This is a genomic window from Scytonema sp. UIC 10036 (assembly GCF_009725235.1).
Window position 1 is genome coordinate 1 of sequence record NZ_WJFC01000213.1, and the last position, 23,043, is coordinate 23,043.

Genomic DNA, 23,043 nt, shown 5'->3' on the forward strand with positions numbered 1-23,043 from the left:
GTCCCCCTTGTCTCCAAAAGAAACTTCCGCAACAAATGCCAAGCGTCCTACCAACTGTCCGGCACGAATCTGGAATAATTGAATGCAGGCGTGTTGTTCGTCTGCTGCTAAAGCAATGGCATCCCGTGACACAGTATCATCTGGTAAGGATACTTTTTGATCGGCTGTCAGTGACTTTAACCCAGAAATTTGGTCGCGGATACGTGCTGCTGACTCAAAGTTCAGCGCTTCTGAAGCTTTGTGCATTTGTTCTGTCAGGGTATCTATAAGTTCGTTAGACCTACCCTGGAATACCATGGCGACTTTTTGGACGGTTTTGCGGTATTCCTCTGGTGAAATCATCTGCTGACACACACCCGGACAGCGACCTAAATCGTAGTTCAAGCACGGACGATCTTTAAACAGTGGTTGGGGGCGCTGTCTTAGAGGAAAAATTCGCTTGCACAAGCGCAGTATTTCCCGCAGTAAGCGAGAATCTGTATAAGGTCCGTAAAATTTATCTTTTTCTTTACCGAGTTGGCGTTTGCGGGTAATGAAGATACGTGGATAGTCTTCTGACCAAGTGATACAAACATAGGGATATTTTTTATCATCTTTGAGCAGAACGTTAAAGTACGGTTGGTGCTGCTTGATAAGGTTCGCTTCTAAAGCTAAGGCTTCAGCTTCTGTATCGGTGACAATGAATTCAATCTCTGTCACCTGTTTTACCATCGTCGCAATCCGTTCGCTCAATCTTTGTGATTCTCGAAAGTAGGAACGAACTCGCGATCGCAACTTCCGCGATTTTCCTATATAGATAATGCGATCGCTACCGTCCCGCATCAAATAGACTCCCGGTTCTGGAGGAATTTCTTGTAGACGGTTTTCCAGACGTTCTGGATCTTTAACAAGTGGTACTGTTTGAGCGGATGCTGTCACAACTAATAGTTTCTGGTATTTACACACATCTATCTAAGTCTGCCGGCGCAAATAATCGTCACTTGTTTGTAGTTGGGATGTACGGGAAGACAGCACAACTACGAGCAGAATACAAACATTTCTTTTTTCTTGCCGACCTACCTATCTCTATTTTAAGTAAGATTACTGGAATTTTGTTCTCAATTTCAAACTTTCTCTCTTGAAGTTTACTTTCATAAATGATTCAGCTATGGAACCTTTTTAATTTGAAATATTGTAGGTAGGCTAAAGCCACGCAGTCTATGTGTGGGCTTTAGCCCACTACAAATAATTCTCGGTGAATTCTCATGTTACAATCATCAAACTAAGAATAGTTCGGATGAAATGAGCTTTAGTATTAAGAAACGACGGATTATCCTTTTCCAAACTTAGTTATAATGATGTTACAATTATTAACTAATTGGTAAAAAGATAAAAAAATGAATATACAAGAATTTGAATCGCAGTATCCGGTACTATGAGCAACGTTAAATGACTGCAAACAGCGGTTTTGCTCTGGAACAACTTCAACGCAAATTTTCCCAGAGTGGCATCTATACGAGTCTCAGTCAATGCGTTGAAGACTTTATTAACGAGCAAAAGTCAGAGTAAATATGAAACAAGCATATAAATTTATCTACTAAGACACGCCAATTCTTCTTGAATTTCCTGTAAAAGATGTGAAAGATTGATAGGTTTAACAAAGTAACGACGTGCTCCCAGTTTCATTGCTTTTTCGCGATCGGCTCGAAAAGCGAAAGCTGAAACTACGATAATAGGTATATTGCCAAGCTGTGGTTGCTGCTGGATTTGTTCTAGCAGCACATAACCATCAATATCTGGTAATTTTAAGTCTAGTAAAATTAACTCTGGCTGAAATTCATCTACACTTGAAAAAAAATTAGAGGCTTCAGCCAAGCTTTGGACGTGATACCCTTGGTAGCTTAGATAATCACTCAGCAACATCCTATTAACGTCATTGTCTTCAATAAGTAAAATTCGTCGAGTTTGTTGAGATTGCCGTTTCTGCAAAGCAGAAAGTAACTTTGCCGCCATTTCTACCGATCTTTTAGGTTATGAGTCAAGAATGATTGCCAAAATTTACGATCTTGAAGAGCGTAAATCTACGTATTCAAACGGATGACAAAATTTTTATTTATGTTATTTGTTTTTTAAATTAGAATTTTGAGTCAAAAATAAAGATGATGTTGTTAGCATCATCTTACAATATAAATTTCATAAAAACATCAAGTTTTATTGAATTTTTTCTAAAAAATCTTAAATATTACGATCGCTTTCTAATTTATTAAAATTTTGTTTATAAATCTACTTGATATAAGTAACCAATGCTTTAATCTATAGTAATGATGTAAAGATGTAGAGAAATAGGGGAGAGGAGTAAGTGAACTGGAGTAATCCAGAGTAAATCGGAGCAATTTGACTTACTGGCTCCACCATGACTCAACTTTGAACTAGTTTCAAGGTTACCCGTTGAGGGTTTCAGTCCGCTTAGAGGTCATGACTTAATGAGGTTAGCCAGCCTCAAGCGTCGGGTCAGGAACATGACTGCGTCACACAGTACACACCAAAACCTACTAACAAGCTTTTAAGCAGTGTCGAGGCAAACAATACCCCGTAAGGGAGCGCTCAAATGAGCAACAACGTAAGTTTGGGGTGCGGTTAAGTCCGATTTACCCCAAATTACCCAAAATAATACTCATTTTTGACTACTTAGTTACATGACGGAAAAAATACGGAAAAGAAAAAGGAGCAATTGCGCTCCCCTATTTAGTTTTTAGTTTGCAACCGTCATCTTAAGGATAATTACGCCTTTTTCAATTTACGTTGTGTGGCAAATACTCCACCAACTACCAACATACCAAGCATGACTGAAGGTTCTGGGGTTGATTTTACAGGCTTTACACCTTGAAAACTGACTTCGTAGTTACCACTGTGAGATATATAGTCACCTTTTTCAACTAACCCAGAGTTTGTAGCTTGGAAACTGTAAAGGAAGTCAGTTACTCCGTTGTAAGTATACTTCACAACTTCACTGGCTTGGAATCCATCTTTAATAAAATTAGCCAGTGGTCCTAACAAAGAAGCGTAAGCTTGTTTGACATTATCATGACCAGCTAAACCAATACTGATTAAGCCAGTGGAGTCATCTTGGTTAACATAGGAGATGTTGGGGTCGCTAGATTTTTGGAATCCACCATTATTGAAAAACAGGCGATAGGAAAATAGATTGTAGCCAACACCAGCTTTGATACTAAAATCTTTAAACCAACGGTTAGCTAAGTTATCTGCTCCAAAACTAGTTGTATAAGTAAGGTCGTCCTTCGTTGTAAACCAGTCTGCACCAGTTAAACTACTCAAGCTCAGGCTCTTGCCACCAATAGTACCGCTTAATGTCGTGACAGGAGCAGTTTTGAAGTTGTTCAGATTTTTGTAGAAGTTACTTTCACTGTCAGAAAAGAGTTCGACGTTACCAGTAGGACTGCTACTGTTACCCGTTAAGATGGTGGACAAACTAGCATTTGGATTAGCAAACGTATTTTCAGAATTAGCATCATATTTAATATATTGACCACCGCTAATCGAAGCATTAGTCAAGCTTCCGGCAGATGCTGGGGAGGAGGCGATCGCACTTACACCTGCAGCTATTGATGCACCAATCAAAAATTTCTTAACAAGCGTTCTCATTTTTTGTCTCCATCAGTTATGGGGTTCATTTTTATACATTTACCCCGGTTTAAGGTTTGGCTGGCTTGACTACATATTTTGGTTTTCTTTACTACCGTTTCTTTTTCAAAACACGGCAGTTTAGGTTGCCCCTGGTCATCACCTACAGCACACATTCAGTCTACGAAACTGGGAGACGTAATAGGTTAAGTTACTGTAGACTCTATATAAACTCTAGCTAAAAATATAACGGTATTTATTGCGCTTTTTTTACGTAATAACTTTTATTTGTTAAAAATAAAATGTTGTATTTTATACTAAAGATAAAATGGGAGATTTTAAGTGCTTTTACTAGAGCAACCAGAGACCCTTCACTCGATCCGGCGCTCTGCAGAGCCTTGCAATCTGCATTCATACTGAATCCTCGTCTTGTACCCCCTTTATAATTTAGTCCGCACAAGAAGGACTTCGTTTGTATAGCAGCGATTTCCAATCGCTAGGCTAAAAGGGGCGCAATGCCTTGCACCCCTACGACTGCGATCTATTTACCTGAAAATGGCTGTAAGTACTAATTTTCTTCCTTTTTGATTTTGAAGTTGAAGTGTCTTTGCCCTCTTTTCATCAATTGGCGTTGAGTTGCAAACAAACCAAAGACTGTCATCAGCCCCAACAGTGCTGAAGGTTCTGGTACTCTTCTTCTCTGGTTCTCGTCTCGATCGATCAAAGGTACTAAAGTTGTGGTGTAGGTAAATGTGTATGGATCTGTGTTGACTTGAGCTTGTACCGAGGTGGTAGCAAGCCCGTAAAAGAATAATGTTATTGACGCGTAGCTAGCAAATTTTTTAATACTGTTCGCCATACTTATATAAATCTATTCCTTCTACTTTTTGTAAACAAGGTGCTGCTATCAAATGCTAATTGTGTGTTTAACAACTAGCATTCGACTCAGGTATGAAAGCAACAGATTACTTAAGTAGTATTTCAGTAGTTTAATTTGACTTTACGGAAAACAAGGAATAGATTTCATAAACTTATGATTAATTCCTAGTAAAGCCTTGATAAATTTCCTAGAGAAAATGAGAAATTCTTTGGACAGCGGTTTGTAAAACAGGTACGTCATGCACCAAAGCAAAACGAACATACCCTTCTCCAGATTTACCAAAGCCTGCACCTGGTGCAACAGCTACTCCTGTTTGTTCCACCAATTGGGTACAAAACTCTATAGAATTTTTTCTCCAAGGTTCTGGTAACTTAGCCCAGATATACATTGTGGCACTAGGAGTAGGAACGGCCCAGCCAATTTTGTGTAAGGCACTGATAAAGCCATCTCGACGTTTGCGGAAGGTTTCAACAGTTGCTTTGACTCCCGTTTGAGGACCAGTCAGGGCTGCTATGGCACCATTCAAAATGCCTTGATACTGATTAAAATCAATTGCAGCTTTTATTTGACGCAATGCTCCAATTAATTCAGTATTACCAATAGCAAAACCAATCCGGAAGCCGCCCATATTGTATGACTTGGAAAGGGTAAAAAATTCTATCGAGACGCTTTTGTCTGTATCGGCTTGGAAAATTGATGGGGTTGGGGATTGGGTAGACAAGGTAGAGGGGTAGACAAGGTAGACAAGGTAGAGGGGGTAGACAAGGTAGACAAGGTAGAGGGGGTAGACAAGGTAGACAAGGTAGAGGGGGTAGACAAGGTAGACAAGTTAGAGGGGTAGACAAGGTAGACAAGGTAGAGGGGTAGACAAGGTAGAGGGGGTAGACAAGGTAGAAAATTCCCCCCTTGTCCCCTTGTCCCTTGTCCCCTTGTTTCCTTGTCCTATTCTCCTCAACACCAAATCTACATAAGGGAAATCGTGAACCAAAACCAAGTTGTGTTGCTGACAGAATGCAACAGCTTCTTTAAAGAAAGATAGAGGTGCGATCGCCGTTGTAGGATTGTGAGGGTAGCTCAGTACCATGAGTCGTGACTGTTCCAAAACTGGAGTGGGAATATCCGCGAAAACGGGTAAAAAACCGTTTTCTTCCAGCAATGGCATTGTATAGATTTGACCATTGGCGAGGTGAACTCCTCCCATATGTGATGGGTAGCCTGGATCGAGCAGTAAGGCAAAATCTCCTGGGTTGAGCACTGCTAAAGGAAAATGACCGGTTCCTTCTTGGGAACCGATCAGGGGTAAGACTTCAGTTTCCGAATTGACGGGGATACCAAATCTTTGCTCGTACCAGTTTGCTGCTGCTTGACGAAACCCTTGGGTTCCACGAAAAAGCAAGTAGCCGTGAGTGCTTGGATCGTGTAAGGATTGGTTAATTGCTTGTATGATATGTGGTTCTGCTGGTAAGTCAGAAGACCCCAGTGATAAATCAATTAAATGTTGTCCAGAAGCAAAAGCTTTTGCTTTCGCTCTGTCCATATCAGCAAATACATTAAATTGTAAGGGTTGTAACCGTTTAGCAAATTCCATATTTGGTTAGTGGTTAGTGGTTAGTGGTTAGTGGTTAGTGGTTAGTGGTTATTAGTAGCTACTAACAACTAACTACTAACAACTAACTACTAACTAAGTTCTCATCTAATATTTGAAGGAGCTTTTCTTTACCGATAACTCCTTCAATAGATGTTAGCAACTTGTCTCCTTGAATTAACCGGAGTGCAGGAACGCCTTCCACTTGGTACTGCTTAACACTCTTTGGGTTTGGATCGACTTCTATTTTGACGACTTTTAAGCGATCGCTATAGGTAGTAGCTGCTAAATTTATCAATGGTGACATCAATTGACAAGGACCGCACCAAGAAGCCCAAAAGTAAACCAATACTGGCTGTTCGGCTTGTAACACTTCCGTTTCAAATTCAGCATCAGTGATGGTTATAACACCCTTATTCATTGCTGTCTCCATCCAGTGGCATTGTTAAACGTTTGCTCAAAAAATACTTTACCAAAATTGGGGATTGGGAATTGGGCATTGGGGATTGGGGATTGGGAATTGGAGATTGAGAATTGGGCATTGGTTATTAATATTTCTCCGTTGCCCATTGCCCGTTTAATGCAAAATCCCACAACCAACAGGCGTGGGATTATCTCAAATAAATTTTACAAAATTTTACAAATTGTCTAACTGCTTGCGTAGCGAATCTAACTCAGCATCGACAACTTCATTATTCTTCCCAGTGTTTGCATTGGGAGTCGTTGACTGTTGTGGAAGTGCCGGTTGATTTGGTGAACCACCAGGAAGAGACATTTGTGCCTTTAACGCTGCTAATTCATCATCAACATCGCTGCTGGCTTCTAATTTGGCAAACTGAGTTTCTAGATCGGCACCAGCTAACTCAGCAGCTGACTGGGCGCGGGCTTCCTGCATCAAAACTTTTTCTTCCATGCGCTCAAAAGCAGCCATTGCACTGCTGGTATTCATACCGCGCACCATGCCTTGGAGTTGTTCTTGAGCTTTGGCAGCAGTAATCCGTGCTTTGAGCATTTCTTTCTTGGTTTTTGCCTCAGAAATTTTGCTTTCTAGCTGGATTAGGTTGCGCTTGAGTGAGTCTACTTGAGTAGTTTGTTGATCTAAGCTAGCTTTGAGTGCTCCTGAAGATTCGTTAAAAGTCTTTTTCCGCTCCAGGGCTTGTCTTGCAAGGTTTTCATCACCTTTTTGCAAAGCCAGTTGGGCATTACGCTGCCACTTGTTCACTTCGTTTTGAGCATCATTATACTGCTTTTCAGTCCGTTTTTGGGCAGCAATAGCTTGAGCAACGCCCTGGCGCAGCTGTACTAAGTCTTCCTGCATTTCTAGGATAGCTTGTTCCAGCATCTTTTCAGGGTCTTCTGCTTTACTCACCATGTCGTTGAGGTTGGCGCTGACGACTCGCTTGATGCGATCGAATAATCCCATAACTTCCTTGTTCCTATGAGTGATTTACGCGCTTGGTTGGGCTGGTATGCTTTTTTAACTAATTTATAGCTACCTATTTCAATGTAATCTTTCCGGTTTAAATTGGTACCGTTCAACAAGCCCCTAATAATAAGGATATTCTTGAACTTCGGTCTTTGCCCAATCTTTTACTTGTCGGGATTTCCAGGTAATTGCTGGGGTAATTTCCCAGAGTCGTGAGAGAGTTGATTTTTCATGGCTTCTAGTTCCGCATCTACCTTACTACTTTCTTCTAAGGTGACAAACGCCGAATTTAGAGGATCTGCTGCAGTGACTGAAATAGTTTCCGCTTGAGCTTCTAGCTGTAAAACTTTTTCTTCCATGCGCTCAAAAGCTTTCAGACTTTTGGCGTTGGAAGTAGTGCTTAACATTTCTTGAAGTTTATAGGAGGCTTCAGCCGAACGGGCGCGAGCAATATACATATCTTTTTTATTCTTTGCTTCGGTCATTTTCATCTCTAGCGTCCGCATATCCTGTTTCAGCTGAACCACAACAGCATTTTGCTGTTCCATTTGAGCTAACAGTGTTGTTGCAGTTTCCTGATAATATTGACGTTTTGTCAGCGCTTCCCTTGCCAGAGATTCATTCTCTTGTTGCAAAGCTAGTTGAGCACGACGATACCATTCTTCTGCTGTAGATTGAGCGCTTGCTCTGTGTCGTTCAGTACGTTTTTGGATCGCAATTGCTTGAGCCACCGCCTGTCGCAACTGGACTAAATTTGCCTGCATTTCCATCACGGCTTGCTCCAGAATCTTTTCTGGATCTTCGGTATCTGCAACCAGACTGTTAAGGTTTGCACGAATCACCCGTAATATCCGGTTCATCAGTTCCATATCAACTTACTCTTTGTCATTGGTCACTGTCACTGGTCACTGGTCACTGAATTCTGGCTTTAATACCTTTGCTTTGAAGTTGTTGCACTAGACTTTGGGCTTTTTCTTTATTCTTGAGCGCCCCAAGATAAATAAATGCACCATTATCTGACAAGTAGGCATCGGGAACAATTTTTCTTGCAGAGGCAAGGGCATTACTACCTTTATTATCTGTAATGACGTGATAAAGCCCATCTGCTGACGGTTTTATTTCCGCATTCGGCTTTGGTTGAACAGTTGCTAGTTTTGGTTTTGGAGAGGCAGTGACTATTGGAGATGGCAGAGTCGCGGTGGGAGGTGGTAAGGGTTCTACTCTCTGAGTTGGCGGATTGACAGGAAATGGGGGAGGAACTGGGTTTGGGTTTGGTGCGATCGCAACTGGTGCTGGTTTGGGTTTGGGTTTTAAACCAACAACATCGTTTGGATCTCTCACTTCTGGAAATTCTTGCTCGGCAAGATTGGGGTACTTACGTAGCGGTGTAAGTGTTGGTTCAGGGATATTTGTACCAGACTTTGCACTCCCGGACGAAGTTTCTGTAGTTGGTTGTATATTTTTTTTTAACAGTCCATCTAAACTAATTTGCGGCAGACTTTTAGGATTGAAAACTACATATCCCAGCGTCATACTTGCTACTAGCAATAATAACATTGAACCTATACCCAATGGTGATAGCAAACTGTCATTACTAGGACTTGGTTGCTTTTTCTCCTTTGATTGTTCTTCTGTTAAACTTCGCAAAAGTGCCTCAGAAGATTCTAAGTAATCGTTGGGCTGTGTTCGGCTATCATTATTATTATCTACTTCTGCTAGATTTTTAGGGCTTCCGTGTTCTTTTACATTTGTAGGAACTATGCTAACGGAACTAGATCCGGTCGTGTTTTTTGTTTTAGCATGGTCAGAAGCGAGGGAACTTTCAAGTTCCTCTATTGTTGAAGAAACTGATGCAGCCAAGCTTTGCAGTGTTTCTCGTTGCAGTATATCTTCGGCTTTACTTAAGGAAGATACCTTCTGAAGAGGTTCTTCCGTAAATGTAAGTGGCGTGTTGATTGTCGTAGAAGGAAGAGCAATGTCCTCTTTCTCCATTCCTACAGGTGCAGATGGAGTTGCTACCAAACCAAACTTCTCTAGCTCGTCTCCAAGATTATCTTCTGCTGGTGATTGCGATTTACCCCCTGTCGTAGCAATGGCTGACAACGGTTGAGGTTGATTAGCCATCACTTTACCAATATGGGCTCTGGGTAATGTTCCATATCCTGTTTTTGTGCGTCTGTATCGGGTTAACTCTTGATCTAGTTGCACTTCTAGACTAGCAAGGGCTGCTGCTAGTGCTGGCTTTAACCTATAGGATTTGGAAGATTGAGCACCCGACGTATCTACTAAGGAGTTTTGACTCATTGCCTGTCTGCCTCAAATCTAGACTTCCGGAATAACAATAGTTAGCGATCGCTTATCCAAATTTTGGTTACGGATCGCTGTTTAATGGGTGACAAATTGAAAAATACAATTGTGCCAATCCTAGCGAAAATTATCATATATATATAAAAATCCTATTTTTTGCCAAGGTTGGCAGAATGTCATTAAAATCAATTAATAATATTTTAAGCGTTCTTGAAACACAGTCTAAGTGGCAAGAACAACCATTTCCGCAATTACTCAAGCATTGGTCTGAAATTGTAGGAGCAGCTGTAGCCGCTCACACTCAACCTGTATCTGTTCAACGTGATGTGTTGCGGGTGGCAACTTCTAGTGCAGCTTGGGCACAAAACTTAACTTTTGAGCGCAAGCGCCTGCTTTTAAAGTTGAATGATAAGCTGTCTCTTTCTCTTGTTGATATTCATTTTTCTACAGCAGGATGGCAACGCCCTAAGGAGAAGCTAGCTAAGGAGCAAATTTCAGCACGGGAACATCCCAGTTATGTGGGCGGGGCAGACTCTCCTTGCAAGTTGACTGCTCCTGCTTTCGATGCAAATGCCACTTTCCAACACTGGGCTAAGAGGGTACAAGCGCGATCGCACAGCTTACCCCTTTGTCCTGCGTGTCACTCTCCTACCCCACTTGGCGAACTTCAGCGCTGGCAAGTTTGTTCTATTTGTGCTGCTAAGCAATTTGACAGCAGATTTCAACTTGGTGAGGTACAAAAATTACCCCCCTCTGTCCCCCCTTGCTAAGGGGGGATGAAATGGGGTGAGCAGTGCTCACCCCATTTTTGTCAAAACTTGATGAAAATACTGAGATTTCATTTACCTAAAACATTTTTTACTTTTTTTCAACCGTAAAATTACATTTAAAATTCCTTATGAACAGACCATCGATTATATTTTTTTTTCAAAAATTTCCTCTTCCAAAAGATAGGTAAGTATGTATGCCTAAAGTAAATATATTTAGTAACCATTCAATTGGACTAAATATGCCAAGAGATACGCATTAGAGTAGGTAACAAGTGCTTCTTGGGGCTGAAGTTAAAATGGTAAAGAAATCGCTAAAGTGAATATTAGCTTTGATCCCCAATAGTTTTTGCCTGAGTTAAGTATGCTTTACCTAATGCAACTTATGTATCACTTTGTTAACATAAAAATTGAAAAATATAACACAAAGATAAAAAGATCCTAAAATTAATTTTTTCCTTGGGATCGCTGAAACCTAGATAGATTCACTGGTTTCAGGTTTTACCCCCACTAGTAGATAGACCACAATAAAAAGGTGAAAAACAAGCTCTAAAAGAGCAAAGAATTTCCCTAGCTCTCTCCTTAGGTAGAGAGAACTCAACAGCTTAAAAGTAGTACGGCATCTGATTTCCTCCAGCTTATCAATACAATATTTCCCCAAGGTTTTATGAAAAGCATTAAATTCTTGACTTCTGCGTGTCGATATTGTCGTCATTACCAACCAGAGGGACGTCGCGGCGGTATGTGTCAGCAACTGGGAGCACCAGTTCGGGGGGATTGGAAGGCTTGTTCTTTAGCGCTCCCACCATTTGCACCTTCTTGGGAAACTTTGGAGGATGTTTGGAGTTTGCCAGATGCAAAAATAGTGTTAGCTCCAGGTTTAAGTACAGGAGCGATCGCGACTGCAGAAGAAACAGTTAATAGCTCTCCCGAACAAGTTAAAACTCATGCACGGGAAGCCTTGAAAGTATAAAGTATAAGGATAAAGGATGAAAACTTCATCCTTTATCCTTATACTTTATGTTGGATTTTAAGGGAGCCAAGGAAAGTCCCGAAAATTAGGTGGGCGTTTTTCTAAAAAAGCTTGTTTACCCTCTTTACCTTCTTCTGTCATGTAATAAAGTAAGGTGGCATTGCCAGCAAGTTCTTGCAAACCAGCTTGTCCGTCACAATCAGCATTAAATGCTGCTTTGAGACAGCGAATTGCTGTTGGGCTTTTTTCTAAAATCTCTTGCGCCCATTGGATACCTTCAGCTTCCAATTGCTCTATTGGAACAACTGTATTAACTAAACCCATATCTAGGGCTTGCTGGGCATTGTACTGGCGGCAGAGAAACCAAATTTCTCGGGCTTTTTTTTGTCCGACAATGCGAGCAAGATAGCTAGCACCAAAACCACCGTCGAAACTGCCCACTTTAGGACCACTTTGCCCAAAAATAGCATTATCTGCAGCAATGGTTAGGTCGCAAATTAAGTGCAAGACATGTCCGCCACCAATGGCATAACCAGCAACAAGAGCAATGACCACTTTTGGCATGGAACGAATCAGGCGTTGCAAGTCCAACACGTTTAAACGGGGGATACCACCATCATCTAAGTAACCTCCATGTCCCCGGACACTTTGGTCACCTCCAGAGCAAAAGGCGTATTTGCCATCCGTGTGTGGACCTGCACCAGTCAATAGTACAACACCAATCGTTGTATCTTCCCGTGCATCGCAAAAAGCGTCGTACAGTTCAGATATAGTTTTTGGACGAAAAGCATTGCGTTTGTGAGGGCGGTTGATAGTGATTTTTGCAATGCCCTCAGCTTTGTGATAAAGAACGTCTTCGTAAGTTTTTGCTGTTTGCCAGTTTAGAGTCATGAGGTAGAGTACAACTTTAGGGGTGTGGAAATTCTATCGCAGGTGGCATTGCCCACCTCACTTTCTGTGCCACGATTTGTATAAAAAGTTAATTTGGTATGGTGCAGACTGAGGTTAATGACTTATCGCAAGACACTCCTGTGATTCAGCCTGAGCAAGATCGGCTCGGATATGCAAGCTTTGCCAAGCATTTGGCAGATAGTATTTGCAAAATGCATTTTCCAGAAGGGTTTGCGATCGCAGTCTACGGTTCTTGGAATTCAGGCAAGTCCACACTGTTGAACTTTGTCGTTCATTATCTCAAACAAAAGCCAGAAGACGAACAACCGATTATTGTTCCCTTCAATCCCTGGTTGTTTTCCGGATACCAAGATATAACAAGACGATTTTTTGACCAATTACAAGACGTGTTAAGCGCAGTTACGGCTGTGCCTAAAGGTTTAAAAGAGAGAATCGCCGATGTTGCCAAAGCAATTGCTGAAATTCCGTTACCTTATGCTCAAGCAGGGAAAGCAGTCGCAACCTTAGTTGACGATAAGCAAAAGGAAGCTTCTGAGTTAAAAGAGGACGTTGAAGATACACTCACACAGCAGCACCGGCGAATAGTCATTACAATTGATGATATCGATCGGCTTTGTGCAGAAGATATTCAACAATTATTTCGTCTTTTAAAAGCCGTTCCCAATTTTACAAATGTTGTCTATCTCCTAGTTTGCGATAAAAAGAGTATTATCAAATCGCTTGCAGACAGTGGAGGCACGTCAGGCGAAGAATATCTTGATAGAATTATTCAAATGGCTTTTGAGCTACCCAGCCCTGATAAAACTTCACTCCGCAGATTGCTTTTTGAAAAACTTGATAATATCATTGGTGAAACGGCAAAACCTCTTTTTGAGCCAACTCGATGGAGCCTGGTATACTTTCAAGGGATAGATTACTTCATTACAAATCTCCGTGATATTGTTCGTCTAGCTGATACATTAACAGTGACTTTTCCTGTAGTAGAATGTGAAGTTAACCCAGTTGACTTTATAGCTTTAGAATCACTACGAGTTTTTTCCCCAATAGCCTACGAGATTATTTTAAAAAACAGAAATGCCTTTGTAGAGAGTGATTTTGCCTTAGAAGAATTAACAAATTTTCATGAATTTTGGCTTGCCCAATTACCAGAGGAAGATAAGCAGCCAGTTAAAATGTTACTGATGTTTCTTTTTCCCAAGTTAGAAGTTATTTGGGGACATCATAGCGTTTATACCGAACAACAAAAGTTAGAATGGCAGGAAAAACGACGTATTTGCTGTCCGGAAATTTTCCCGATCTACTTTCGTTTAAATTTATCCACATCAGAGCTATCTACCAATCAGATAAAAGCTATTCTTTCTTCGGCTTGTAATGCAAAAGCCTTTGGGCAAAAATTGATAGAACTTGCCCAGCAAAAACGGCAGGATGGTACTACCCAAGTTAGAGCCTTTCTAGAACAGCTTGAAGATTATGCTGAAAAAGTTATCCCTACTCACTGCATTTCTATAGTTATAGAAGCTTTATTTGATGTAGGTGAAGAACTTCTCTCTGCAGAAGATCGAGCAGCCACTCTTTTTGATTTTAGTAATGAAGCGATAATTCATCGTCTCCTCACACAGTTACTGTGCCGTCTTGATGAACCTACAAGGTTTGATGTGCTGAAAACTGCAATGAGTCAAGGACGAGCGTTATCTATTATAGAGACAGAAATGGAAACTTTGGTTAACCAGCAGCTATCTACTCCTGAAGAAAAGTGTCTGATTAGCGCACAACATTTAAGAGTACTTCAAGAAGTTGTGGATAAAAGAAAGCAGGAGAAGCATGCCAATACTTGTTGGTTAAGCTCAAACAATGAAATTAAAAATTCTTATCCCTTACAGCCCTATCAAGGTGGATAAAAACTTCAGGAAATTAATATCTCTCCTCTTTCCTCTGCGGACTCTGCGTCTCGGCGGTTAAATAAAATACTTTTGAACCGCAGAGGCGCTGAGAGCGCAGAGAAAAGAGATGAGGAATAAAATCTTTTGCTACCTCAATCCTTTCTCTCTAAGTAAAGAATCTACCCAATCCGCTTCTAACTTCGTAAGTGGTGGGACTGGTTCTTTAGTATAATCAATGGCCACATCATAACCAGCCCTGTCATATATAAAACTTAAAAGTACCTGTAAATCTACGATTGGCAAATTCTCTTGCGCTCGCAATGGCAAGGAGAAAGTAGGAATTTTATCTGGTAAATTAAAGACATACAAATCAGCACGAGGACGGCGATCGCTATGGCTAACTAAAATTCGATAATCACCTTGAGTAGAATTACCAAAAACTGGCATGGGTTCGCCCCCTCTCAGTAAATCAATCTCAATTAAATGAGTCTGGCGTCCCAACACCTCTTGGCGCTTTTGTTCGTATATATTCCTTCCTTTTCCCGGACGTTTATTGGTAGGCGAGAGGACTTCAATGACTGTCACAACTTCCTTTGTTGCTATCTCTCGAATTTCCAAATATCCTTCTCGAATCTCCATTGGCATTGGTACTGTTACAGCAATTGGAGTAGATGGAGGATTCGCCACAGCAACATTATGAGATGGCTTTAAGCCCGTTCCCGTTCGCGACTGTTCCACAGTAACATCAGGAATTTCTACAAAAATAGAATCTTCTCCACTTACCTGATAAACGCGCTTTTCAATCGCAGCTCTATATTTTGGTAGCAGTTGTGGATTTAAAGACTCAGCAAGTATTCCGATGATTAAGTGATGGACTTCTGACCAAAATTCTGGATGTTCTAGATAAGGATTCATTCCCGGAAACGGATAAGGCATGGTAATATTAAAGTTTTTTATTTACTATTTACCAAATAGATACTATTATCCTAACTTTTGCCGTGTACTAAGTAGATCGGTACGAAAAAACGTAACTGGTAAGGGTCGTTCTTAGTCATTTGTCATTAGTCCTTGGCAAGGGTTTCAGATGCATTTACATTTTGTAACGTAGTTCTTGGCAATGTTTGAGAAAGCAACCAGGCGGTTTTCCCTAAAATAACTCCTTCCTTCATTTTGGCTAAAGCAAACTATACAAACAAGGTAAGACTCCAGCATACGTAGGGGATGATCTGGGTGACACCTTGAGGAGTGCCTGTGTTTCTGTTGCTTTTGCAAAAGAAACTGACAATGCCCACAAATACATCTGCTGTTACTAATTATTAAAAATAAACGATTAAAATAATCTAAAGTTGTTGGTTTGTTCTGCTAGAATCTTTGAGATTATATAGAAATTGTGACGTATGAATTTAGCATTAAGTTTAAGTAATGTTACTGGTGCTGGCTTAGCCCAAGATAATATCCAAGCTAAGTTAAGTAATAATACTTATGTGGGAATTGATTTTGGCACAAGTACAACTACTATTAGTTATTCGATAATTGGCGATAGGAATGTACCGATTGAGACAAATGCTATGCCCGTGCGGCAGTTACTAGAAGATGGACGACTATACGAATCCCACTTAGTCCCAACTGTAATTGCATGGTATAAGGAGCAACTATTTATAGGTGTGGGTGCGTCATTACTGAAGGGTCAACTACAGCCTGGAATTAATTTATGGGCTTCATTTAAAATGGAGTTGGGTAAAGATTTGGGTCCTGTTTACTACAATAGTAGATTACCTGCTGGACATCCAACTGCGATGATTGAAAAACCCGAAGATGCAGCGCGAGTATTCTTCGACTTTTTAAAGAATCAAATCGAGGACTATGTTAAACAACACAATTTGCCATCCCGTATCCGTTATTCGGTATCTGTGCCTGCATCATTTGAATCGAACCAGCGTCAAGGTTTATTGTCAGCGCTATCGGGCGCGGGAATTAAACTCGATGGCAAATTATTAATTGACGAACCGAATGCGGCATTTTTGAGTTATTTAGCCGAATCGAGTTTAAACGGACTGGGTAGTTTGAATATACCGGAATCGTCACCATTGCAAATTCTTGTATTCGACTGGGGTGCCGGCACGCTAGATATATCAATACTTGAAATAGGTAGGAGTGATTTAGGTGGACTAACTTGTAAAAACCTAGCTATATCCAAGTTTACGGCATTGGGCGGGGATGACATCGATAAGCGAATCGTCACCGACATATTGTTACCGCAATTATTTAAGCAGAATAATTGCAGCTTTGACGACTTTAGGAGTGCCGACTTAAGCAAGCGGATTATTCCTAAGTTGCAGAAAACAGCAGAGGACTTGAAAATATTAGCTTGTAAATCGGTGTCATCACAAATGGTATCTCATCGGTTGCCTTCGGAAGCAACTAGTAATAAAAGGTTAGAATTGAGTCGCACGATTGAGATAGATTTGCCCAAACAGAAATTAAAATTGGTCAACCCAAGCATGAGTTATTGCGAGTTTAATGAAGTGATGGACAGTTTTTTTGTTGGTGTAGAAACTGACGATGTTAGCGTGTTTGCACCAATCGAATCGAGTTTGCGTAAAGCTGAGTTAAATAAAGATGAATTGGACTTAATTTTGTTGATTGGTGGGAGTAGCAGCAACCCCTACGTACAAGTTGCGCTGGCAAACTACTTTACAAATATTGAAATTGAGATACCGCGTGACTTGCGATCGCATGTTTCTCAAGGTGCTGCTGTCAACTCACTGTTGTTGAACGGGTTGGGTTTGACATTGGTGCGTCCTATAGTCTCCGAACCTATCTTATTAATTACCCGTGATGGATTGCAGACGCTGATTGCAGCAGGTACTGAGATATCTGGCATTAACAAGGAATTTGATTTTTGTACGGGAGATAAAGAACAAGAAAAAATTCAGATTCCCCTGTGTGTGGGTAACGAAAATAAGATTTTGACGGTAATTAGTATTGATGCTGATATTTCTTCTAGAACATTTGCCCCTAATACCTGGGTACGGGTTAATTGTGGAATGAGTGAGGATAAGGTGTTATCTGTCACCGCGAGTATTGGTGGCGATGAAGTTGTTTCGACATTGGTTAACCCATTTGCTAATCGAGAACTCACTACAGAAGAAAGGTTAGTGTTTGAGGCTGAGAAAATAGCTAACGAGATGGCAGCACGTAATGGCGGAAAGCCCTCCGTTCCGGGATTGTTGCATTTAGTAGAGGCTTGTGCAGAGGCTAAGGACTATTTGCGTGCTGCTGAAACATTAGAATTGGTACAGATTTTGTCTCAAAACGAGCGGTACGAGACAAGTATTTGTTGTTACTACGATAGGGCTGATAAGGGAAAACAAGCGTTTACTTGGGCTAAAAAAGCTTACGAAAAAAAGGAAACCGCAGTTAATGCCGCTAATCTTGCAATATTTCATCTTCGGAATGGCGATCGCGATCGATACGAATCATTGATGGAAAAGTCTTTATCATTTAATCCACATTTTACCTTTGCTTTGGTTGTGTATGGCAGTTATTTAATGCGTAAAGAAGGTAAACATAAAACCAAAGGTCGGGAGATGGTGCAACGGGCATTTGATTATCTGTACAAATTATTTTTGGCTAATAATTTATCTTTATCCAATTATCAAGAATTGATTAATGCAGCCGAATCCTTGGGTAAAAATGATGTGGCTAAGATAGTCAAGATGCGGAAGCTTGAATTAAGCACTAAATCTAAATTTTACGACGAAGAAAGCTTGCTTGCATCGCCAATGGAGAGGAATGATAATAGCACAAATAAAGTAATTTCCCCAACTAATTTATCCAAACTATTTTAATGGGAGATTTCTAACCGTATGTCTTGGTTATTACCATTTGCCAAACTTGATTCCGAACAACGCGATATTATTAATCGCATTCTTGCTAACCCCAGACAGAACTTTTTTATTAAGGGTTTCGCTGGTTCGGGTAAATCTATTTTGTTACTGTATGTCTTGATTTTAGCCAAACAGCAAAACCCAGGATTACGGGTGTGCGTAGTGGGTTATACTAAGACACTGGTTGATATGTTCAATGCCAGCATTCCAGCCGAAATCAAGAATGTTTCTACGCCAAAATCTGCTAATTTATTCGAGATGCTTGAGGATAAGCCAAAACGTGGTGTTACTGCTAATAGCTGTGGCGTTGATGTAAAAACCCATAGTGCATTCGAAAAAAGCCCCGGAGCCTACGACATGATTTTAGTAGATGAGGTGCAAGATTTACCAGAGAAGATTTTATCACTATTGCACAGTCAATGCCATCAATTAATAGTAGCTGGTGATGACGCACAATCAATTTATAATACGGGTATCCCTGTAGCTGAGATGGTGTCGTTAATCAATGCTGTTACTGTTGAATTGAAAATATTACATCGCTTGCCTAACAAGATTATTGAGATAGCTAAGGCAATTTTTCCGAGTAACCAACTTGAGACAGCTTCGCGTTCTAAATTGCGAAATGTTGATGTAATCTTAGCGAGAGCATTGGATGTGAATGAAGAAATTCGCTATGTATTTGAAACTGCTTCAAGTTATGCTAATTCTCGTGTGAGTACGGCTATATTGTTACCGCAGAAGAATTATATACTAGGCTTTGTTGATACCATATTGAATTTACATAATTTTGATGAATGGCAACTAAAAACAAATAGATTTGGTGGGGAAGACTTCGATGATTTAAATAGCTACTTATCTAAATGTGGGTTGAATATGCAATATTTAGGTGGTGGCTATGGCGATTTAAATGATGCATCTAAGGTACATTTACTCACTTACCATAGTGCAAAAGGATTAGATTTTGAAACAGTACTGTTACCCAATTTGTGTGCGGATGCGACTATTTGGAGTAGCCAAGATATAGCCAACAACTTATTTTATGTGGCATTAACAAGAAGCAGGCTCAACTTGTATCTATGTTATACAGGTAAACCCCATCCCTACATTACCCGTATACCCGATAATTTATTGCGAATAGTTGAATTGCCGATTAAGAAGCAAGTTGAAGTTGCGGCTACGGAGGATTACTTCTTCTAATGAAATATCTTTTACCGCTTACTAATAATGAATTTTTGTTGTGGTATCGCCGTTCCGAATTGAAGATAATGAAGTTTCGGTTGATACCAATTGTCGATGTAGATTTTGCTGACGATACTTCTAAACTAGATAAAGTAGCTGCACGAGTAGTGGAGGAAATGCCTGACTATGATGAAGATTACGAAGTACTAATTGCAAGAGTTGAAGATATTTCACGAGTGCCGCACTATTGCTTTGATGAAGGTAAACCAACATTTATCAATATTTCTATACACAATTTGGATTGTGTTTACCCAATCACAGAACGCGGTAAAAGGTTACTTCAGGGGCGAGTTGATAGCAACCTTAACTTAGCCGAGCCAATATTCGAGAGTTATGTTAATGGCTCTGTTCAACGAAGACAATTATCTTTATCATTGTTGGGTGGTGCGGCATTACTAAAGATTGCTGGATTGGATATAGATAAGTACCAAGATACTATAAAACTGCTCGAACATGATGCTTTCTCGGGTTTGTCTAGAAACAGCCGTGGCGAAGAATTTCCCCTTGATGGTACGCTAATCGAAAACTTACTGTGCTACAGTCGTCATGAAGTCATGCCAAATTCTGATATTGGCTATTTTTATGATTTTGGAATAATCGTTAGCAAGCTGTACTCAGATAAAGATGATATCGCTAATTGGCTGGAGCAATATCGTTCCTGTTTGAAAGGAATTACTCACGAAAATAAAAGTGCTACACTTGACTATTTATTGGAAAAAGCAGATGATGTGACGAGTTTGTTTCATAGTACTTTAAAGATTGAATTAAGTGCCGCATCAATAATTATTTTCTTGAAACTGCAATCAGAACTTTATCAACACCAGAGCCTAGATAAAACTAGTTTCAAGAAATTGGTTGCTAATTTAGTTCAGGTGCGATCGCGCGACATAGCTCTAGCACTATGGTTGGTGGGTGTATGTTTTGGATTTGAGTTTTTTTGTGCAAATTATTATGAAGCAACCCAGCCTGGGTTCTTGTTGGAGTTTTAGCGGCAATTTTAAGTCACCTGATTATTCATTCTTGAAACATTTTGTCTAAGTATTTTTCCGGAATGCGTAGCCAAATCGTTGATGCATTGAGAAATTTTTCGAGCAGCACTTAGATTGATTGATGTTGATGAACCTGAAGATTATGATGGAGGAATTGAATTGTAAATATGAAACCAGAAACCAGAAACGCATTACTAAAAGCTTATGTTCAATTACATCAAATTGTTGAGGAGTTATACGAAGCTCACGACCGAGCAATAGAAAACAATGATTTTGATGATGCTAGCTTACTAACTAGTAGAGCAGATAGACTGTATGAAGAAGTAGAAAATTTAGAAATTATCATCTCAGAATTGGAGCAGTAGAAATGAAAACAATCCAAGAATTAAAGACTCGGATTAAGGAACTCAGTAAACAATCTGTCGAATTTAGTAAAAAAGCAACTGAAGTATGTTTAACAGACCGAGAACAAGCTAAACAGTTCAGGCAACAGGCAAGAGAAGCTAGCAAACGCTGTCAAATATTGATCCAAGAATTGAAACGTCAACAGGTTTAAAACTAAAAACTGCCCACCAGTGAAAATCGCCAGTTTCTAACTCTATGTTTGAAAGCTCTCACCTGTGAGGCAATACAGTTCAGTTAGCAGTGTTTGATTCTGATTGCTCCCCCCATCTCCCCCCAACCCCAGAGGAGACCCCTAGCCTCTCTTAAAAAGGGGGGTTTTGAAAGCATTTTCCCCCCTTTTTAAGGCAGGAGTGTTTCATTTTCCAAAGAAAAAACCTATCCGAGCAGTGTTGCTCCAGATACTAGAAATTTACCCAGATTATCCTTGCGCCACTTCGAATCTGCTTTGCGATTTGTCCTCAATTCCAAAACTCGGATTCCCTGAGTCGGTAATGGGTTTAATTTTTCCTGTAATTGCTTCCAAGAACTTATCAATTCGTGTTCAATATTGTAAGTAGCGCACAATAGAGCAAAATCAATGTCCTGTGGCGTGGCAAAAAATTCTTCAAATGGTGGTTCAAATTGGGCTATGGGTAACATTTCAAAAATACCGCCTCCATTGTTGTTAATCAATACAATTGTTAAATGCCCGACAAACTTATTTCTCATTAAAAATCCATTGGTATCGTGTAGTAGGGCTAAATCTCCTGTCAACATCAAACTACTTTGATGGCGATGGGCAATTCCTAAAGCAGTGGATAATGTACCATCAATACCATTTGCACCTCGGTTGAAGAAGGGTTGCAAGCCTAGAGAATTTGGTTGCCAAAAAAATTCAACATCTCTCACTGGCATACTATTAGCAATAAATATGGGTGTTCCTGGTGGCAATGTTTGAGAAAGCAACCAGGCGGTTTTTCCCTCAAATAAGTCCTCCATTTTGCCTAAGGTTTGATCAACATTTGCCCTCACTTTTTCTTCTGCTGTCAACCACATTTCGAGATAAGAGGAATTTCCTCCTCTCCCGTCTCCCCATCTTGCCAATTCCTCTACACTTATCCGCAGGTGAGTTGTTTTACCGTGCAAGGGATCGAGATTGCGATCGCTTGGATCTATAACCCATCTTTCCTCAACTGTGTCGGTTAACCAATTACGTAACTCTTTACTAGTAGGCATTTCACCAATTTGAATCGCTACCTTGGGTGCTAGCTGTTTTGCTAAAGAGCGATCGCGCAAAATCAGATCGTAGGTAGAAATAATGTTGGGGTTTAAATAGGCGTGGTTTCTGACTGGAGACAGCCCCTCTGCTAAAACGGGAAATTTTAAGGTTTGGGAAAGGTGGGCGATCGCTTGGCAATACTCTCGTGGTTTTTGCGGCTGAGCAACACCAGCAATAATTATTCCTCGACTGGAGTTTAGCCATTCGTTGGGAACATCGAAGTACGGACCGTAAGTGGTGTCTGAAGTTAGGGGCTGGATTGCTATGTGACTAAAAAAGCTTTCCGATTGAAATAGGGACTGTAAAAATTCTAGGGATGCTGCGTGTAATGTTTCTACTTCTGGCTGGGGTGCAAGAGGATCTCGGAAGGGTATATTAAGGTGTACCGATCCGGGTACGGGATGAAGAGTTTTTTCCCACGCATGAATAATTGTTTGCCGCAAGTAGCTTAGCATTCCCATCTCTGGAGAAGGAATGGCTAGTTCTGCTTGCCAGTTTGGGTAAGTGCCGTATAATTTCACCTGATCTACAGTTTGCCCTGAATGGCAATTTCTTAACTCTGGTGGTCGATCGGCAGTCAGTAACAACAACGGTATGCAGCTTTCTTTTGCTTCAATGACAGCAGGATAAAAATTGGCTCCTGCTGTTCCAGATGTACAAACAATGGCTGCGGGGAGTCCTGTTGCTTTGGCGCGTCCTAAGGCAAAAAAGGCAGCAGAACGTTCATCCAAAATGGAAATGACTTCAAGTTGTGGTGATTGTTGGGCAAAGGCGACTGCGAGCGGTGTGGAGCGAGAACCCGGACAAATGACAACACAAGCTAATCCCAATCGCTTCAACGTTTCCGCAAAAATCGATGCCCACACAGAATTAATGTTTCTAAAATCTATTGTCATTGGGGGTTAGGGGGT

At 40.6% G+C, this 23,043-nt stretch carries 20 protein-coding genes and 2 pseudogenes; 8 read left to right on the forward strand and 14 right to left on the reverse strand.

From position 1 onward, the window contains the following. From uvrC to F7734_RS51105, 11 genes and pseudogenes are all read right to left on the reverse strand, one after another. A partial coding sequence (gene uvrC, locus F7734_RS51060) for an excinuclease ABC subunit UvrC (protein ID WP_166482674.1) occupies positions 1 to 918 on the reverse strand: 918 nt, incomplete at its 3' end. A 651-nt stretch (positions 919 to 1,569) separates the two neighbouring features. Then, a complete protein-coding gene (locus F7734_RS51065; RefSeq protein WP_155751937.1) occupies positions 1,570 to 1,992 on the reverse strand; it encodes a response regulator in 423 nt (140 codons plus the stop codon). A gap of 768 nt (positions 1,993 to 2,760) precedes the next feature. Further along, positions 2,761 to 3,642 (reverse strand): NF038130 family PEP-CTERM protein, encoded by an 882-nt coding sequence (locus tag F7734_RS51070; RefSeq protein WP_155751938.1) that lies wholly within the window; start codon positions 3,640 to 3,642, stop codon positions 2,761 to 2,763. Between the two features lie 547 nt (positions 3,643 to 4,189). Beyond that, entirely contained in the window at positions 4,190 to 4,480 is a 291-nt protein-coding gene (locus F7734_RS51075; protein WP_155751939.1) for a PEP-CTERM sorting domain-containing protein, read from the reverse strand. Positions 4,481 to 4,688: 208 nt separating this feature from the next. Next, a pseudogene (locus tag F7734_RS51080) lies at positions 4,689 to 5,201 on the reverse strand (aminotransferase class I/II-fold pyridoxal phosphate-dependent enzyme); the annotation flags it as partial. 255 nt (positions 5,202 to 5,456) lie between these two features. Next, positions 5,457 to 6,089 (reverse strand): annotated as a pseudogene (locus F7734_RS51085) (aminotransferase class I/II-fold pyridoxal phosphate-dependent enzyme); the annotation flags it as partial. 82 nt (positions 6,090 to 6,171) lie between these two features. Continuing rightward, positions 6,172 to 6,507 (reverse strand): thioredoxin family protein, encoded by a 336-nt coding sequence (locus F7734_RS51090; protein ID WP_155751940.1) that lies wholly within the window; start codon positions 6,505 to 6,507, stop codon positions 6,172 to 6,174. Next, complete coding sequence (locus F7734_RS65825) at positions 6,500 to 6,628, reverse strand: hypothetical protein (RefSeq protein ID WP_279239861.1); 129 nt, start codon at positions 6,626 to 6,628, stop codon at positions 6,500 to 6,502. The genes F7734_RS51090 and F7734_RS65825 overlap by 8 nt, the downstream gene beginning before the upstream one ends. Before the next feature lie 95 nt (positions 6,629 to 6,723). Further along, positions 6,724 to 7,509, reverse strand: coding sequence for a PspA/IM30 family protein (locus F7734_RS51095; protein WP_155751941.1), 786 nt, complete (start codon positions 7,507 to 7,509; stop codon positions 6,724 to 6,726). A 167-nt stretch (positions 7,510 to 7,676) separates the two neighbouring features. Continuing rightward, complete coding sequence (locus F7734_RS51100) at positions 7,677 to 8,381, reverse strand: PspA/IM30 family protein (RefSeq protein ID WP_155751942.1); 705 nt, start codon at positions 8,379 to 8,381, stop codon at positions 7,677 to 7,679. A gap of 43 nt (positions 8,382 to 8,424) precedes the next feature. After that, positions 8,425 to 9,816, reverse strand: coding sequence for a hypothetical protein (locus F7734_RS51105; protein WP_155751943.1), 1,392 nt, complete (start codon positions 9,814 to 9,816; stop codon positions 8,425 to 8,427). Between the two features lie 176 nt (positions 9,817 to 9,992). Here F7734_RS51105 and F7734_RS51110 point away from each other — a divergent pair, with 176 nt between their 5' ends. Together F7734_RS51110 and F7734_RS51115 are read left to right on the forward strand one after the other, a co-directional pair. Continuing rightward, the gene (locus F7734_RS51110; RefSeq protein ID WP_155751944.1) at positions 9,993 to 10,589 is read left to right on the forward strand and encodes a DciA family protein; all 597 of its coding nucleotides are present in this window, start codon (positions 9,993 to 9,995) and stop codon (positions 10,587 to 10,589) included. 664 nt (positions 10,590 to 11,253) lie between these two features. Beyond that, positions 11,254 to 11,559: a hypothetical protein gene (locus tag F7734_RS51115; RefSeq protein ID WP_155751945.1), complete on the forward strand. Its 306-nt coding sequence runs from the start codon at positions 11,254 to 11,256 to the stop codon at positions 11,557 to 11,559. A gap of 57 nt (positions 11,560 to 11,616) precedes the next feature. Here F7734_RS51115 and menB read toward each other — a convergent pair whose 3' ends face one another. Next, on the reverse strand, positions 11,617 to 12,450 hold the full coding sequence (menB, locus tag F7734_RS51120; protein ID WP_155751946.1) for a 1,4-dihydroxy-2-naphthoyl-CoA synthase: 834 nt from the start codon (positions 12,448 to 12,450) through the stop codon (positions 11,617 to 11,619). Positions 12,451 to 12,548: 98 nt separating this feature from the next. On the opposite strand from menB, the gene F7734_RS51125 reads away from it, so the two are divergent. Then, positions 12,549 to 14,369, forward strand: a complete 1,821-nt coding sequence (locus F7734_RS51125; protein WP_155751947.1) for a P-loop NTPase fold protein — start codon at positions 12,549 to 12,551, stop codon at positions 14,367 to 14,369. 129 nt (positions 14,370 to 14,498) lie between these two features. Here the strand turns inward: F7734_RS51125 and F7734_RS51130 are convergent, their stop codons facing one another. Then, positions 14,499 to 15,287, reverse strand: a complete 789-nt coding sequence (locus tag F7734_RS51130) for a DUF4058 family protein (RefSeq protein WP_155751948.1) — start codon at positions 15,285 to 15,287, stop codon at positions 14,499 to 14,501. A gap of 461 nt (positions 15,288 to 15,748) precedes the next feature. Between F7734_RS51130 and F7734_RS51135 the strand changes: the two genes are divergently transcribed. The 5 genes from F7734_RS51135 (at position 15,749) to F7734_RS51155 (ending at position 21,025) form a co-directional block, all read left to right on the forward strand. After that, the gene (locus F7734_RS51135) at positions 15,749 to 18,202 is read left to right on the forward strand and encodes an Hsp70 family protein (protein ID WP_155751949.1); all 2,454 of its coding nucleotides are present in this window, start codon (positions 15,749 to 15,751) and stop codon (positions 18,200 to 18,202) included. An 18-nt stretch (positions 18,203 to 18,220) separates the two neighbouring features. Beyond that, positions 18,221 to 19,438 (forward strand): 3'-5' exonuclease, encoded by a 1,218-nt coding sequence (locus F7734_RS51140; RefSeq protein WP_155751950.1) that lies wholly within the window; start codon positions 18,221 to 18,223, stop codon positions 19,436 to 19,438. Next, the gene (locus F7734_RS51145; protein ID WP_155751951.1) at positions 19,438 to 20,469 is read left to right on the forward strand and encodes a hypothetical protein; all 1,032 of its coding nucleotides are present in this window, start codon (positions 19,438 to 19,440) and stop codon (positions 20,467 to 20,469) included. Before F7734_RS51140 ends, F7734_RS51145 begins: the two co-directional genes overlap by 1 nt. A 167-nt stretch (positions 20,470 to 20,636) precedes the next feature. Next, entirely contained in the window at positions 20,637 to 20,834 is a 198-nt protein-coding gene (locus F7734_RS51150; RefSeq protein ID WP_155751952.1) for a hypothetical protein, read from the forward strand. 2 nt (positions 20,835 to 20,836) lie between these two features. Continuing rightward, on the forward strand, positions 20,837 to 21,025 hold the full coding sequence (locus tag F7734_RS51155; protein WP_155751953.1) for a hypothetical protein: 189 nt from the start codon (positions 20,837 to 20,839) through the stop codon (positions 21,023 to 21,025). A 224-nt stretch (positions 21,026 to 21,249) separates the two neighbouring features. On the opposite strand, the gene menD is transcribed toward F7734_RS51155, so the two are convergent. After that, positions 21,250 to 23,028: a 2-succinyl-5-enolpyruvyl-6-hydroxy-3-cyclohexene-1-carboxylic-acid synthase gene (gene menD, locus F7734_RS51160; protein WP_155751954.1), complete on the reverse strand. Its 1,779-nt coding sequence runs from the start codon at positions 23,026 to 23,028 to the stop codon at positions 21,250 to 21,252. Positions 23,029 to 23,043: the final 15 nt, after the last annotated feature.

What these genes read in the sequence shown, in the direction of transcription:
- F7734_RS51065 (WP_155751937.1), bottom strand. Translation starts at nt 1,992, where the DNA reads ATGGCGGCAAAGTTACTTTCTGCTTTGCAGAAACGGCAATCTCAACAA.
- F7734_RS51070 (WP_155751938.1), bottom strand. Translation starts at nt 3,642, where the DNA reads ATGAGAACGCTTGTTAAGAAATTTTTGATTGGTGCATCAATAGCTGCA.
- F7734_RS51075 (WP_155751939.1), bottom strand. Translation starts at nt 4,480, where the DNA reads ATGGCGAACAGTATTAAAAAATTTGCTAGCTACGCGTCAATAACATTA.
- F7734_RS51090 (WP_155751940.1), bottom strand. Translation starts at nt 6,507, where the DNA reads ATGAATAAGGGTGTTATAACCATCACTGATGCTGAATTTGAAACGGAA.
- F7734_RS65825 (WP_279239861.1), bottom strand. Translation starts at nt 6,628, where the DNA reads ATGCCCAATTCTCAATCTCCAATTCCCAATCCCCAATCCCCAATGCCC.
- F7734_RS51095 (WP_155751941.1), bottom strand. Translation starts at nt 7,509, where the DNA reads ATGGGATTATTCGATCGCATCAAGCGAGTCGTCAGCGCCAACCTCAAC.
- F7734_RS51100 (WP_155751942.1), bottom strand. Translation starts at nt 8,381, where the DNA reads ATGGAACTGATGAACCGGATATTACGGGTGATTCGTGCAAACCTTAAC.
- F7734_RS51105 (WP_155751943.1), bottom strand. Translation starts at nt 9,816, where the DNA reads ATGAGTCAAAACTCCTTAGTAGATACGTCGGGTGCTCAATCTTCCAAA.
- F7734_RS51110 (WP_155751944.1), top strand. Translation starts at nt 9,993, where the DNA reads ATGTCATTAAAATCAATTAATAATATTTTAAGCGTTCTTGAAACACAG.
- F7734_RS51115 (WP_155751945.1), top strand. Translation starts at nt 11,254, where the DNA reads ATGAAAAGCATTAAATTCTTGACTTCTGCGTGTCGATATTGTCGTCAT.
- menB (WP_155751946.1), bottom strand. Translation starts at nt 12,450, where the DNA reads ATGACTCTAAACTGGCAAACAGCAAAAACTTACGAAGACGTTCTTTAT.
- F7734_RS51125 (WP_155751947.1), top strand. Translation starts at nt 12,549, where the DNA reads ATGGTGCAGACTGAGGTTAATGACTTATCGCAAGACACTCCTGTGATT.
- F7734_RS51130 (WP_155751948.1), bottom strand. Translation starts at nt 15,287, where the DNA reads ATGCCTTATCCGTTTCCGGGAATGAATCCTTATCTAGAACATCCAGAA.
- F7734_RS51135 (WP_155751949.1), top strand. Translation starts at nt 15,749, where the DNA reads ATGAATTTAGCATTAAGTTTAAGTAATGTTACTGGTGCTGGCTTAGCC.
- F7734_RS51140 (WP_155751950.1), top strand. Translation starts at nt 18,221, where the DNA reads ATGTCTTGGTTATTACCATTTGCCAAACTTGATTCCGAACAACGCGAT.
- F7734_RS51145 (WP_155751951.1), top strand. Translation starts at nt 19,438, where the DNA reads ATGAAATATCTTTTACCGCTTACTAATAATGAATTTTTGTTGTGGTAT.
- F7734_RS51150 (WP_155751952.1), top strand. Translation starts at nt 20,637, where the DNA reads ATGAAACCAGAAACCAGAAACGCATTACTAAAAGCTTATGTTCAATTA.
- F7734_RS51155 (WP_155751953.1), top strand. Translation starts at nt 20,837, where the DNA reads ATGAAAACAATCCAAGAATTAAAGACTCGGATTAAGGAACTCAGTAAA.
- menD (WP_155751954.1), bottom strand. Translation starts at nt 23,028, where the DNA reads ATGACAATAGATTTTAGAAACATTAATTCTGTGTGGGCATCGATTTTT.